Annotated in this window: 15 protein-coding genes; 10 read left to right on the plus strand and 5 right to left on the minus strand. The window is 71.4% G+C overall.

Annotation, left to right across the window (positions count from 1 at the left end; all coding sequences use genetic code 11):
• Positions 1–64 precede the first annotated feature (64 nt).
• The 4 genes from ABZ795_RS16280 to ABZ795_RS16295 all read left to right on the plus strand — a co-directional run bounded on the left by ABZ795_RS16280 (position 65) and on the right by ABZ795_RS16295 (position 4442).
• Entirely contained in the window at positions 65–283 is a 219-nt protein-coding gene (locus tag ABZ795_RS16280; protein WP_327025246.1) for a hypothetical protein, read from the plus strand.
• A 176-nt stretch (positions 284–459) separates the two neighbouring features.
• Positions 460–1854 (plus strand): DEAD/DEAH box helicase, encoded by a 1395-nt coding sequence (locus ABZ795_RS16285; RefSeq protein ID WP_357530917.1) that lies wholly within the window; start codon positions 460–462, stop codon positions 1852–1854.
• Between the two features lie 167 nt (positions 1855–2021).
• Positions 2022–3014, plus strand: a complete 993-nt coding sequence (locus ABZ795_RS16290) for a PaaX family transcriptional regulator C-terminal domain-containing protein (protein ID WP_357530918.1) — start codon at positions 2022–2024, stop codon at positions 3012–3014.
• A 195-nt stretch (positions 3015–3209) separates the two neighbouring features.
• On the plus strand, positions 3210–4442 hold the full coding sequence (locus ABZ795_RS16295; protein WP_357530919.1) for a cellulose binding domain-containing protein: 1233 nt from the start codon (positions 3210–3212) through the stop codon (positions 4440–4442).
• 175 nt (positions 4443–4617) lie between these two features.
• On the opposite strand, the gene ABZ795_RS16300 is transcribed toward ABZ795_RS16295, so the two are convergent.
• On the minus strand, positions 4618–6036 hold the full coding sequence (locus ABZ795_RS16300; protein WP_357530920.1) for an MBL fold metallo-hydrolase: 1419 nt from the start codon (positions 6034–6036) through the stop codon (positions 4618–4620).
• Positions 6037–6226: 190 nt separating this feature from the next.
• Between ABZ795_RS16300 and ABZ795_RS16305 the strand changes: the two genes are divergently transcribed.
• From ABZ795_RS16305 to ABZ795_RS16325, 5 genes are all read left to right on the plus strand, one after another.
• Positions 6227–6946 (plus strand): thioredoxin domain-containing protein, encoded by a 720-nt coding sequence (locus ABZ795_RS16305; protein WP_357530921.1) that lies wholly within the window; start codon positions 6227–6229, stop codon positions 6944–6946.
• On the plus strand, positions 6943–7896 hold the full coding sequence (locus ABZ795_RS16310; RefSeq protein WP_357530922.1) for a cytochrome c biogenesis CcdA family protein: 954 nt from the start codon (positions 6943–6945) through the stop codon (positions 7894–7896). The genes ABZ795_RS16305 and ABZ795_RS16310 overlap by 4 nt, the downstream gene beginning before the upstream one ends.
• A complete protein-coding gene (locus tag ABZ795_RS16315) occupies positions 7893–8288 on the plus strand; it encodes a BlaI/MecI/CopY family transcriptional regulator (RefSeq protein ID WP_357530923.1) in 396 nt (131 codons plus the stop codon). Before ABZ795_RS16310 ends, ABZ795_RS16315 begins: the two co-directional genes overlap by 4 nt.
• On the plus strand, positions 8285–9250 hold the full coding sequence (locus ABZ795_RS16320) for a M56 family metallopeptidase (RefSeq protein WP_357530924.1): 966 nt from the start codon (positions 8285–8287) through the stop codon (positions 9248–9250). The genes ABZ795_RS16315 and ABZ795_RS16320 overlap by 4 nt, the downstream gene beginning before the upstream one ends.
• A gap of 91 nt (positions 9251–9341) precedes the next feature.
• Positions 9342–9926, plus strand: a complete 585-nt coding sequence (locus tag ABZ795_RS16325; RefSeq protein WP_357530925.1) for a TetR/AcrR family transcriptional regulator — start codon at positions 9342–9344, stop codon at positions 9924–9926.
• Here the strand turns inward: ABZ795_RS16325 and ABZ795_RS16330 are convergent.
• From ABZ795_RS16330 to ABZ795_RS16340, 3 genes are all read right to left on the minus strand, one after another.
• Positions 9910–10449, minus strand: a complete 540-nt coding sequence (locus tag ABZ795_RS16330; RefSeq protein ID WP_357530926.1) for a hypothetical protein — start codon at positions 10447–10449, stop codon at positions 9910–9912. The genes ABZ795_RS16325 and ABZ795_RS16330 overlap by 17 nt on opposite strands.
• Positions 10450–10513: 64 nt before the next feature.
• On the minus strand, positions 10514–10771 hold the full coding sequence (locus ABZ795_RS16335) for a DUF4386 domain-containing protein (RefSeq protein WP_357530927.1): 258 nt from the start codon (positions 10769–10771) through the stop codon (positions 10514–10516).
• Between the two features lie 12 nt (positions 10772–10783).
• On the minus strand, positions 10784–10915 hold the full coding sequence (locus tag ABZ795_RS16340) for a hypothetical protein (RefSeq protein WP_327025233.1): 132 nt from the start codon (positions 10913–10915) through the stop codon (positions 10784–10786).
• 292 nt (positions 10916–11207) lie between these two features.
• Between ABZ795_RS16340 and ABZ795_RS16345 the strand changes: the two genes are divergently transcribed.
• The gene (locus tag ABZ795_RS16345; RefSeq protein WP_327025232.1) at positions 11208–12140 is read left to right on the plus strand and encodes a hypothetical protein; all 933 of its coding nucleotides are present in this window, start codon (positions 11208–11210) and stop codon (positions 12138–12140) included.
• A gap of 128 nt (positions 12141–12268) precedes the next feature.
• On the opposite strand, the gene ABZ795_RS16350 is transcribed toward ABZ795_RS16345, so the two are convergent.
• Positions 12269–12475 carry a hypothetical protein gene (locus ABZ795_RS16350; protein ID WP_327025231.1) on the minus strand — a complete coding sequence of 69 codons (207 nt, stop codon included), beginning with the start codon at positions 12473–12475 and terminating at the stop codon, positions 12269–12271.
• Between the last annotated feature and the right edge of the window lie 12 nt (positions 12476–12487).

The raw sequence follows: 12487 nt of genomic DNA on the forward strand, positions 1-12487 counted from the left end.
GCAGCCACCCCTCGCCAAGATCGTCAACATTCCATCCTCGGAAGTTCTGCTATACGGTCGAGGGGTGAAAACCGAGCGTCACTGGTGGAACGGCAACCGCACCGTGCGCGGACGTCGCGATGTGTACATCCGCACTGACGGTCAGTCATGGGAGGTGGAGGCCCGAGCCGGCGGCGAAGCCGGCCGGTCGAAGATCCACCAGTGTCCCGGGCGACAGTCGGCGGAGATCCTGGCCCGCGCCTGGATGGACGAGCAGAGCCGCTGGCAGGTGGTCTCCCCCTGAGCGGCACCGGGTTACTCCTGGCCGCTTCCCGGCGGCCAGGAGGCCCCTGCGGCGGCTTCGAGTAGACTGGCAGCACGGCCGGCCCACCATGGCGGCCTGGTTCGATGTCCCACGCCACGCGCCGCGGCCGCACGGTCAGCGCCGGGCGGGACGTCCCTTCGACGTTCGGAGCCTTCATGGCGGCACGCCGCCCACACCAGAACACCTCATCTGACTCGCCCACCTTCGCCGACCTCGGCGTGCCCGACGCGCTGACCCGCGTACTGGCCGCGAGCGGCGTGGACCGGCCGTTCCCCATCCAGGCCGCCACCCTGCCGGACGCCCTGGCCGGGCGGGACGTGCTGGGCCGGGGTCGCACCGGTTCGGGAAAGACCTACGCCTTCGTCCTGGCGGTGTTGAGCCGCCTCGCCGCCAGCCCCACGCCACGGCGGGCCGGGCGGCCCCGGGCACTGATCCTGGTGCCCACCCGTGAGCTGGCCACCCAGATCGACAGCGTGATGGCGCCCCTGGCCCAGGCCCTGTCGCTGCGCACCATGACCATCTTCGGCGGAGTCGCCGCGCGGCCTCAGATCGCCGGGCTCCGGGCCGGGGTGGACGTCCTGGTGGCCTGCCCGGGCCGGCTGGCCGACCATGTCGGGACCGGCAACGCCCACCTCGACGCCGTCGAGATCACCGTCCTGGACGAGGCCGACCACATGGCCGACCTCGGCTTCCTGCCGACGGTACGGCGGCTGCTGGAGCAGACCCCCCGGGGCGGGCAGCGCCTGCTGTTCTCCGCGACCCTGGACGCCGGGGTCGACGTCCTGGTGCGGCGGTTCCTGGTCGACCCGGCCACGCACAGTGTCGACTCGACGCTGTCGCCGGTCACCGCGATGGCCCACCACGTGCTGCACGTCAACGCCGAGGACCGGTTCGAGGTGCTCGTCGAGCTGACCGCCGCCCCGGGCCGTACGGTGGTCTTCACCCGCACCAAGCGGGGCGCCAAGACCCTCACCCGTCGGCTGGTGGCCGCCGGGGTGACCGCGGTCGAACTGCACGGCAACCTGGCCCAGGGTGCGCGTACCCGCAATCTCCAGGCCTTCTCCGACGGCCAGGCGCACACCCTGGTCGCCACCGACATCGCCGCCCGGGGCATCCATGTCGACGACGTGGCCCTGGTCGTGCACGCCGATCCGCCGGTGGAGCACAAGGCGTACCTGCACCGCTCGGGCCGTACCGCCCGGGCCGGCGCCGCCGGGACGGTCGTCACCCTGATGACCGACGGGCAGGTGCCCGAGGTGCGGGAGTTGACCCGCAAGGCCGGCATCAAGGCGACCACCACCCGGTTGCGCCCGGGTGACGCCCTGCTGCGGGAACTCGCTCCGGGGGAACGGATCCTCGCCCCCCGGCCGGTGACCCCGGCGGCCGAGCTTCGGCACGAGGTGCCCTCCGCCAACGGCGGCCGGGGCCGACGCGGCGGCGGCAAGCCGGCCACGGCCGCGGCGACCTCGACGCGGTCCGCACCGGCGCGCGGCGGCGCGGCTGCCTTCTCCGCCCGGGCCCGGCCCAGCGCCCGCCGCAGCGGGCGCTGACCCCACCGGTCGAGCCTCCCGGTCCACCCCGGCCGCCGGTTACCGGGTGAAGCGGTCGGCGGCGTCGCCTTCCAGATGTCCTGGTGGGAGGCGACGGCCGCAGATCACGCCGGGTCGGGCGACCGCCTGCGGTCACGGTGGGCGACCCGGTGCGGCACCCTGATGAGGTGCACGCCGAAGAATCCGCCGATCACCTCCGATTACCCCGGGCCCAGGTCGGGTCCAGCCCGCAGCACCTGCTGGCCACCCTGCTCGGCGAGTATCTCGACTCCTCGGAGGCCGAGCTGCCCTCGACCGCGGTCATCGCGATGCTGCGGGAGTTCGGAGTCAGCGAGCCCAGCGCCCGGGCCGCGCTGTCGCGACTGGTCAAGCGCGGTCTGATCGCCGGGCGTGGGGATGCCCGGCCGCCGGTCTACCACCTGACGGCGCAGGCGATCGCCAAGCATCGCGCACGGATCCAGCACTTCCTGAACTTCGGGGCCGGTCCCCCACAGTGGACCGGGGCCTGGGTGATGGTGTCCTTCTCGATTCCGCGCTCCGGTCAGGCCTTGCGGCACACCGTACGCAGGGCGTTGAGCGCGCTGCGCTTCGTGGGCCTGTACGACAGCGTGTGGATCCGGCCGGGCTCCGACGCCGCACCGGTGCGCCGGACGTTGGCGGAGCTGCTGCAACACGTCAAGGATGCCCGGTGGTCGGTCATGCATGTCCGGTTCGACGAGGAGTCCGGGCCGCACGGACCGGCCGGGGCGTACGACCTGGCCGCTCTGGCTGCCGGGTACTCCCGGTTCATCCAGCAGTACGCCGAGCTGCGCAGGGCCGCCCGCAGCGGAGAGGTTGATCCGGTCCGGGCCCTGGTGGCCCGCACCTCCGCGATGAACTCCTGGCGCAGGTTCGCGGACTCCGATCCGGATCTGCCGCAGCATCTCCTTCCGCAGCCGTGGCCGCGTCAGCGGGCCAGAGACACCTTCCTGGACATTCACACCGCGCTCGGCGCGCTGGCACAGGCCCGCCTCATCGAGGTGGTCACCCCGTACTGGCCGGACGCCGCTTCGTGGATCACCTACTTCCAGGCATCGAGGGACCCCGCACGGCCGGAACCGGTCCGCGGCGAGCCGGCCGGCCAGCCCCCGCAGGCCGAACAGAAGCAGACCTCACATTGACACTTTTCGTTGCTCTGGTAATAGTTACTGCACACACCGCTCCCCTTGAGTCGCCTGTGGGGACCGCAGCCGGGCGGTCAGGGCAGCCACACCGATTCGACTCGTTGGCCGGTGCCGACCTCGGTCAGGGCACGGATGGACAGCGGCCACCGCCACCGCAGGGAGTGCCACCAGTGACATCCCCCTGGAGGGTGCATGAAAAGGAGAACGAAGGTCTACGCGGGACTCGCCGCCCTCGTCGTCCCGGTCACCTCTGTGATCATGGCGATCAGCGTGGCCCCGGCCAGCGCCGCGGTCGGGGGCTCCGGCCCCTACCCGGCCGACTACGAGACCTCACCCAGCCTGGCCAACCACACCATCTACCGGCCGCAGAACCTCCCGGCCGAGCGGCTGCCCATCCTCGCCTGGGGCAACGGGGCCTGTTCGGGCAACGGCCTCTCGCAACACAACTTCCTGCGTGAGATCGCCTCGCACGGCTTCCTCGCCGTGGCCAACGGGGCACCGAACGGTGGCGGATCCACCAACGCCCAGATGCTGACCCAGACCATCGACTGGGCGGTGGCGGAGAACTCCCGGGCCGGCAGCAAGTACTACAACCGGCTGGACACCACCAAGATCGCCGTGGCGGGCTTCTCCTGCGGAGGTGTGGAGGCGTACGCCGTCTCCAACGACCCCCGGATCACCACGACCGGCATCTTCAACAGCGGCCTGCTGAACGACGCCGACGACTACCAGCTCAGGCGGTTGACCAAGCCGATCGCCTACTTCATCGGCGGGCCCAGCGACATCGCCTACCCCAACGCCATGGACGACTGGGGCAAGCTGCCGGCCGGGCTGCCCGCCTTCATGGGCAACCTGAACGTCGGACACGGTGCCACCTACGACCAGCCCAACGGCGGTGAGTTCGGTCGGGTGGCGACGCTCTACTTCAAGTGGCGGCTGAAGGGCGACACCGCCGCCGGGGCCAACTTCGTCGGCCCCAACTGCGGGTTGTGCGGCACCCAGTGGCAAGTCCAGCAGAAGAACCTGACCCTCGACACCACCCCGCCGCCGACCACCCCACCACCGACCACCCCACCACCGACCACCCCGCCGCCGACCACCCCGCCGCCCGCCAGCCCGCCGCCCGGCGGAAGCGGCTGCACGGCGGTCTTCACGGTGCAGGACCAGTGGAACGGCGGCTTCGTCGCCAACGTCAACGTCACCGCGGGAAGCACCGCCCTCAACGGCTGGACAGTCACCCTGAACCTGCCGAGCGGCGTGTCGGTCAGCAACGTCTGGAACGGTGTGTCCACCGGCAGCAGCGGCATCATCACCGTGAGGAACGAGCACTACAACGGACAGGTGGGCGCCGGTCAGACCACCAGTTTCGGTTTCCAGGGCACCGGAAACGGTAGCGGAACCGCCGCCGTCTGTAGCGGTAGCTGAGGGCACCGGTAACCAACCAGGGCCTCGAACGGGCCGATGCCACGGCACCGGCCCGTTCGAGCGTGTTCCGCGCCACGAGGCCGGACTCAGAGTTGGGACGCCGCTGGTTGATTGATCACCGGCAGGCAGGCGGGCAGCCGGAACGAGACAGCCGGTCCCGGCGTGCCTCTTTCGGTCACCGACCGCCGGTCGGCGTCGTCGGCGCGACCATGGCAAGGCCCGCCGCCTCGGCCCGGTCGAACCTGTCGTCGATGACGACGACCTCGCGGCCCGCGTTGACCAGCAGCGACGCTGCGGCGGTGGCGCGGTAGCCGGAGCCACAGTGCACCCAGACGGTGCCGGCGGGCACGTCGGCGAGCCGCTCGGGCAGGTCCGGTAACGGGACGTGCACGGCCCCGTCGACGTGGCCGCCGCGCCACTCGTTGGTCATCCGCACGTCGAGGACCACGTCCGGGGCGGCCAGGCCGGCCGGCAGTCTCCCCTTGCGGGCGGCGGCGAGAGCCGGAAAGTCGGCCATCCGCAGTTCGCGGAGCTGCCCGGGCTCGGCCGCCCACTGCTCGGCCTCGCCGGTGGCCTGCGCGGCCGGCCGGTCGATGCCGATGCGGACCAGCTCCCGCTGGGCGTCGGCCACCTGTTCCGGGGTCTCGGCCAGCAGAGTGACCGGGGTTCCCCAGTCGATCAGCCAACCCAGCCAGGTCGACATCGGGCCGTCCAGCCCCAGGCTGACCGTTCCGGTCAGATGGGAGGCCGCGTACGCCTTGCGGTGTCGCAGGTCCACGACCCACTCGCCGGCGGCGATGCGCTTCCGCAGGGCGGCGGGTTCCGCCCGGGTCACCGGGCTGAGGTCCACCGGGGCCGGGCCGGCGAAGTTCGCCACCCCCATGTGGGCGTAGTACGCCGGGTAGTCGTCCAGCCCGGCCAGGGTCTGTTCGACGAACTCGTCCGCCGCCAGGCGCAGCACCGGGTTCACCTGCTTCTCCCGGCCGATGGTCGAGTCCGGGGCGTCGGCCTGGCCGGCCGAGCAGAAGCTGCCGAAGCCGTGGGTCGGCCACACGTGCACCCCGTCCGGCAGCAGGTCGGCCAGTCGCTTCGCCGAGGCGTACTGCTGGTGGGCCAGGTCCTGGGCGTACTGCTTGCCGAGCAGGTCGGTGCGGCCGGTCGTGCCGAACAGCAGCGATCCGCCGGTGAACACCCCCACCGGCCGCCAGTCACCACCGGTCGCCTCCTCCAGGACGTACGACAGGTGGTGGAAGGTGTGACCCGGGGTGGCGACCACCCGCAGGCGCAGCTGGTCCGAGACCGGCACCACCTCGCCGTCGACGACCGGGGAATGCCCGAAGTCGACCTCGTCGGCCGCGGCGACCAGGTACTGCGCCCCGGTCATCCGGGCCAGTTCCAGACCACCGGAGACATAGTCGTTGTGGATGTGGGTCTCCAGCACATGGGTGATCCGCACCCCCTTCTCGCCGGCCAGATACAGCACCCGGTCGATGTCACGCTGGGGGTCGACCACGACCGCCTGTCGCCCGTCCGAGGCCAGGTAGCTGCGGTCGCCGAGTGAGGATGTCGCGATGACGAACACCTCTACCGCCATTACCGCTCTCCCTTCCCATCCCGCGTACGCCCAAGGGGATGTGCTGCGCGGACAGCCTTCTCCGCACCGGCTTGACTACCCGCCCCCGCCGCCGGCACGCGCGTGGGGATGTCGCTACTAGCATCCTTAGTACTAAGCTACCTAGTACTAGGGATGCTAGTAGCCTTCGATCAGGCTGGAGGAGACGCCGATGAAGCCGACCCGTGCAGGCTCCGGGAAGACCCGGCCGCCGATTCGCCGGGCAGCCGGATGGCTGGGTCCAGTCGTGGTCATCGCGATCGTCGCGGTCCTGGCGATCATCGCCAGGCCGTCCGACCAGCCCGCCGGCCCGGCCGCCGCCGGTGAACAGGAGGAGAGCCCCTTCGCCAGCCTGGCCCGGCGTACCCCCGGCGATCCGCTGGCCCTCGGCGCACCGGACGCCCCCGTCGTGGTCATCGAGTACGCCGACTTCCAGTGCCCCTTCTGCGGCAAGCACGCCCGGGAGACCACACCCCGGCTGATCCGGGACTACGTCGACCAGGGGCTGGTCCGCATCGAGTGGCGTGACCTGCCCTACCTAGGCGAGGAGTCCCGGGCCGCCGCCACCGCCGCGCGAGCCGCCGCCGCCCAGGGCAGATTCTGGGAGTTCCACGACGCGCTGTACGCCAGCCAGCGCCGGGTCAACAGTGGAGCGCTCAACGACGCCGCCCTGCGGGACATCGCCACCCGGATCGGGCTGGACCTGACCCGCTTCGACGCCGACCGGGCCTTTCCGGGCATCCGGGAGGCCATCGACCGGGACCAGCGGGAGGCCACCTCGATGGGTCTGACCGGCACTCCGGCCTTCAGCATCGGGGACACCCTCATCATCGGCGCCCAGCCGTACGAGGCCTTCAAACAGGCCATCGACGAGCAGCTGGACACCCCGTGAGCGAGATCGGCTACCTGGCCGCCCTGCTGGGCGGGGTGCTCGCCCTGCTCAGCCCGTGCAGCGCCATGCTGCTGCCGGCCTTCTTCGCGTACGCCTTCCAGAACCCGCGTCGGTTGCTGGCCCGCACCGGGGTCTTCTACCTGGGCCTGGCCGCCGTCCTGGTGCCCCTCGGGGTGGGGTCCACCGTGGTGGCCAACGCCTTCTTCCAACACCGCGACACCCTGATCCTGGTCGCCGGCTGGTCGATCATCGCCCTCGGGGTCGTGCAGCTGGCCGGCATGGGGTTCGCCTTCGGGCCGGCGCAACGGCTGCTGGGCCGGATCACCGGGAACTCCCCCCTGTCGGTCTTCGCGCTGGGCGCGGTGTACGGGCTGGCCGGCTTCTGTTCCGGTCCGATCCTGGGCGGAATCCTCACGGTGGCCGCCACCTCGGCGCGACCGGCGATCGGTGGTGCCCTGCTGGCCGTCTACGCGCTGGGCATGACGCTGCCCCTGCTGCTGCTGGCCCTGGTCTGGGACCGGTGGCGCATCGCCGAACGGCGCTGGTTGCGCGGCCGGTCCTTCACGGTGGGCCGGCTGCGTCTGCACACCACCTCGGCCATCTCCGGCCTGATCTTCATCGCGTTGGGCGCCTTCTTCCTGGCCTTCGACGGCACGGCCGGCCTGGCCGGGGGCCTCGGCCTGACCGACCTCGAGAGCACCGCGCAACGGTGGGTCACCAACACCCTCGGTCAGGTACCGGACGAGTTGGTCCTCCTGGCCGTGGCGCTGGCCGCAGCGGCCGTCCTGGTACGTCGCCGCCGTCGCGCCGCCGCCGACCGGCAGAGCACCACCGCCGAACAGGCAACCAGCCCGCAGAGCACCAGCACCGCCCCGGCGGCCGGCGAGCGGGCCTGCCCCACTCCGGCCGGGTCGAAGCTGCTCGCCGCCGACGGTACGGTCGACCGGTGAGCCGAGATCGACGGAAGGACCCGGGCAACGACCGTCCACTGGGTCCACTGGAAGCCGCGGTGATGGACGCGCTGTGGGCGGCGGCCGAGCCGCTGACCGTACGACAGATGGTCGACGCGATGGCGGACCGCAACCTCGCCTACACCACGGTGATGACGGTGCTGGACAACCTGCACCGCAAGGGCTGGGCGGACCGCGACCTGGCCGGCCGGGCCTACCGCTACCGCCCGAGGGCCAGCCGGGAGGAGCATGTCGGACAGCTCATGGCCGAGGCGCTCTCCTCGGCCGCCGACCAGCACGCCGCGCTGGCCCGGTTCGTGGACGCCATGCGACCCGAGGAGGCGGCGGCGCTGCGCGAGTTGCTGGATCAGCGTGGGGGGTCGGATTCGTGACCAGCCTGGTCCTGCTGGCCTGGGCGACCCTGGTGGCGGCCCTGGCCCCTGCTGCCCTGACCGGACGGTGGACGACCTCCCTGCCCCGGTTCACGATCGGGCTGTGGCTGGGTGCGGAACTGTCCGTGACCGTAGCCGTCCTCTCCGCCGGGCTGTTCGTCGCCGTACCGCCGGCCACCCTGGCCGCCGGCCTGGACGGCATCGTCACAGCGTGCGTACGGGCCGTGGCGGGCCTGGGCGCCCTGAACGAGACCCTGGCGGTGACCGCCCTGCTGGCCACCGCGGTCCTCCTGGCCCGCCTGGTGGTCAGTTTCCTCCGCACCTTCGGGTCCGCCTCCCGCTGGCGCCGACGGCACCGGGCCGCGCTGCTGCCCCTGAGCCAGCAGGAGGCCGAGGGTTGGACGATGGTCGACCACTCGGCGGCGGCGGTCTACTGTCTGCCCGGCCGTCCGGGCACGGTCGTCGTCACCAGCGCCGCGGTGGAGGCCCTGACCCCGGAGGAGTTGGCGGCCGTACTGCGGCACGAGCGGGCCCACCTGCGCGGCCGGCACCACCTCCTGGTCGCCCTGGCCGCCGCCTTCCATCGCACGCTGCCGGGACTGCCGATGGCCGAGACCGCCGAGCGGGAGATCCGGCGGCTGGTGGAGCATCTGGCGGACGACCGGGCGAGTGAGCAGCACGGACGGCAGGCGGTGGCCACCGCCATCGTGCGGCTGGCCGACCGCACCCCCCGGCACGCCCTCGGCGCCGCTACCGGTGCGGTGGAACGGGTACGCCGGATGCTGGCCCCGCCGACCCGGCCCCGCATCCGCCACCGCCTGGTCGCCGCCACCGTGATCGCCCTGCTCCTGGCCGGGCCCACGGCCGTGACGGTGGCCTCCGCCGGGGTGGCCTTGGAGGGCGCCACCTGTCCGATCGGCCCGCCCCCGCCCGGCGGAGGTACCGCCACCCACCCGAGGTGAGCGGGCCGCGTCGCGCGGTCGATCGGCGCGGCGCGGACCTCCGCGCCCTACACTCAAGGCGTACATCCCTGTTCAAGATGGGTGAGGCGCGATGGCTACCGAGGGGACGGCCCGGCGCGCGGACGCCCGGCGCAATGTCGAGTCGATCCTTGAGGCCGCGATCACCCTGCTCGCCACCGACCCGGCGGTGAGTGTCAACGAGATCGCCAGGGCGGCGGGGGTGGGCCGGGTGACCCTCTATGGTCACTTCCCGTCCCGGGGGGCACTGGTCGAGGCGGTCAGCCGCCGGGTGATCGCCAGTACCGACCAGGCCCTGGGTGCGGTCGATCTCGACGGTGATCCACGGGAGGCGATGGCCCGCCTGCTGGAGGCGACCTGGCAGCTGACCTACCGGTTCGGGGCGATCGTGGTCGCGGCGAGCGATGCCCTGACCCCGGAGGAGATGCGGCGGGTGCACGAGGAGCCGGCTCGCCGGATGCGTGCGCTGGTCGCCCGCGGTCGGGACGAGGGGGTGTTCCGGGCCGACATGCCGCTGTCGTGGCAGCTCACCACCATCCAGGGGGTGTTGCACGGGGCATCGGCCGCGGTGCATCGGGGGGACGTGACCGCCGAGGAGGCCACCGGACTGGTCCGCGACACCCTGCTGGCGGCGCTGGCCGTCACAACGTCAGGGTGACGACGAGCACCCCCACCCCGACCAGCACGTCCAGTACGCAGCAGAACTCCGCCAGGGAACGCGCGACGACGCGCCCGGTGCGGTGGTGCCACACATCCCATGCCGCGTGGGCGAACAGGGCGACACTGACGATCACCCCGGCGATGACCGGGTCGGCCCGGACCGCCAACAGCGCGGCCGCCCCGAGCACGACCATCGCCGCCGACTGGAGCGGCAGCGACCACACTGGACGTACGCCCGCCCGCAGGAGGCCGATGACGGCTAGGGCGGCAGCCGCGACGCAGACCCAGAGCACGGCATCGAAGCCGGTACGAAGGCTCAGCCCGATGAGCACGAAGGTGACACCGAAGGCGGGCCATGCCGCGCCGGGGCGCCCGATGGCCGCTGCGGCGAGGTAGACGAACCCGGAGGCCGCCACCACGGAGGCGATCTGGCCGCCATGCTCGACGCCGAGCACGGTACCGGCCGCGACCAGCACCCCCAGGGCAGCGGGCCAACGTCGCAGGAGCTTGTCGCCGGTCATGCCCCGCACCTCCATCTCGAACATTCATGTTCGAGATAAACCGTACGCTGTTGTACGAGTTATGTCACGGGCTCGGTTCCCGGGCAGGGGTGCCGGCGGCGCGGTTTCCCGCCGTGATCGCGGACGGCCGGAAGCCCCGGACGATCAGGTAGACACCCAGCGAGAACTCCCAGACGGCGATGGGCAGGGCCCCGATCGCCGTCACCGGGGACAACCGGTCCCAGAGACCGAACAGCACGCACAGGTCCGAGACGATGAGCAGGGGTGCCCCGACGAGCCCGAGCACCGGAAGAACCCTGGGCACCAGGCGTGCCTGGTACAACAGCGACCACCGTCAGCAGACTCGCCACGCCAGCAGGTAATCCGCGTCGCGTACCGGCCGGTAGAGCGCGACGGTCGGAATCGAGACGAAGGTGAGCACATAGCACCCACCCGCGACCAGTGAGGTCTTTCTCAGTACGTCCATCGGCGCTCCTCTTCGGTGCGGCCACTCAATAGACGGTGGTCGTACCGCAACCCTCGGGCGGATCGCCGCCACGGCGAATCGGCCACTTGGGCGATCCTGGGCCATATGGAAGGACGACAGTTCTCTCGAAAGCCGCACAGTGCTACCGAACGGCGACCGTTGTCGCTGTTCAGGGCCGAAGTCCGCACGATACGAGACGTCTTCGGAGAGCGAACCTTCGATGCTGTCTGCGCAAGCACTGCGACGAGCGCAACGCGTCATCGGAAAAGAGCACGAAGGAAGGACTATCGACATGGCCCACCTTGACAGCCGCCACAAGGCGCTCATAGACCCACCGAGGTCCCGGCCACCGGTACGGGCGGCACTCATCGCCACCCTCGGAGGCATCCTGCTGGCGGTGGTGTGGTCGTTCGAACTCGTCGACTCGGTCATCGGCGACACCGTGGCCAACGCGGCGCTGGGCCATGACGCGAAGACCACCCCCATCGCGGGGACGGCCGCCGGCCTGCTGTTCGCCTTCGTGTCCGGGCTGGCCGGCACCTTCACCGCCTGCAACATCGCCATGATGGCCTCGGTCGGCCCGCTGACCCAGGCCAGTACGGAACGCACCGGGAGGGCCCGGCACACCATCGCCGCCCTCCTGCGCCCGGTGGGCTGGATGACGGTCGGCATGGTGACGGTGTCCGCGCTGTACGGCGCGGTCGGGGTGATGCTCGGTGACCGGCTGCCGCAGCTGTCGACCGAGACGATCGGCGAGATGCCGGTCCGGATCATCCAGTCGTCCGTCGTGTTCGGCCTCATCGGGCTGGCCCTGGCCTACCTGGGCCTGGCCGCCCTGGGCTTCCTGCCGGACGTGTTCGCCCGTCGTCCGGTGGCCCGGGTGGTCACCATCGGTGCCCTCATCGGCGGCTTCCTCATCGGCCGGCCGTACCCGCTGTTCAACAAGCTGTTCCACTGGGCCGTGGACACCGGCAACCCGCTGAACGGCGCCATGGCCTTCGTCCTTCAGTCCCTGGGCAACATCCTGATCGTGGCCCTGCTGTTCGCCCTCATCGTGCTCGTCACCCGGGGACGTTTCCTGGCGTGGGCCTCCGACCCCTCGCGCAGCGTCGTGGTGACCGGAGGGCTGATGCTCATGCTGGGGGTCTTCACCGTCGTCTACTGGGATCTGCGGGTCCCGGCGATGTTCGGGTTCGGCTGGTTCCCGATGATGCCGTACCGCTGATCCGCATCCGTCCACTCCATCGTCGCGGTGGGGCCTTGCCGGTGGCATCTTCCATGCTGCTCGACTCCCCGACCCCTCGGTGACCGGCGGCGAGGTCCTCGGTGCGGCCGAGGACCTCGCCGTCTAGGTCAGTCCCGACGATTGCGGTAGTGGTGCACTACCAGCAGCACCGCGCAGGTCAGGGTGACCAGTCCGAACCCGGCGCCGACGAAGACGTTCGCGTCGGCGATCGACATGCTGGCGTTGATGACCGCGCTGACGATCAGCACCAGCCAGAGCACCGGGCGGAACAGGCTGCGGGTGGCGGTCTCGACGGGGGCGATGCGGTCGGCCATGGTTGCTCCCTG

This window comes from Micromonospora sp. NPDC047134 (assembly GCF_040643455.1).
Lineage (GTDB): Bacteria > Actinomycetota > Actinomycetes > Mycobacteriales > Micromonosporaceae > Micromonospora.

What these genes read in the sequence shown, in the direction of transcription:
- ABZ795_RS16285 (WP_357530917.1), top strand. Translation starts at nt 460, where the DNA reads ATGGCGGCACGCCGCCCACACCAGAACACCTCATCTGACTCGCCCACC.
- ABZ795_RS16295 (WP_357530919.1), top strand. Translation starts at nt 3,210, where the DNA reads ATGAAAAGGAGAACGAAGGTCTACGCGGGACTCGCCGCCCTCGTCGTC.
- ABZ795_RS16300 (WP_357530920.1), bottom strand. Translation starts at nt 6,036, where the DNA reads ATGGCGGTAGAGGTGTTCGTCATCGCGACATCCTCACTCGGCGACCGC.
- ABZ795_RS16305 (WP_357530921.1), top strand. Translation starts at nt 6,227, where the DNA reads ATGAAGCCGACCCGTGCAGGCTCCGGGAAGACCCGGCCGCCGATTCGC.
- ABZ795_RS16325 (WP_357530925.1), top strand. Translation starts at nt 9,342, where the DNA reads ATGGCTACCGAGGGGACGGCCCGGCGCGCGGACGCCCGGCGCAATGTC.
- ABZ795_RS16330 (WP_357530926.1), bottom strand. Translation starts at nt 10,449, where the DNA reads ATGACCGGCGACAAGCTCCTGCGACGTTGGCCCGCTGCCCTGGGGGTG.
- ABZ795_RS16340 (WP_327025233.1), bottom strand. Translation starts at nt 10,915, where the DNA reads ATGGACGTACTGAGAAAGACCTCACTGGTCGCGGGTGGGTGCTATGTG.
- ABZ795_RS16345 (WP_327025232.1), top strand. Translation starts at nt 11,208, where the DNA reads ATGGCCCACCTTGACAGCCGCCACAAGGCGCTCATAGACCCACCGAGG.
- ABZ795_RS16350 (WP_327025231.1), bottom strand. Translation starts at nt 12,475, where the DNA reads ATGGCCGACCGCATCGCCCCCGTCGAGACCGCCACCCGCAGCCTGTTC.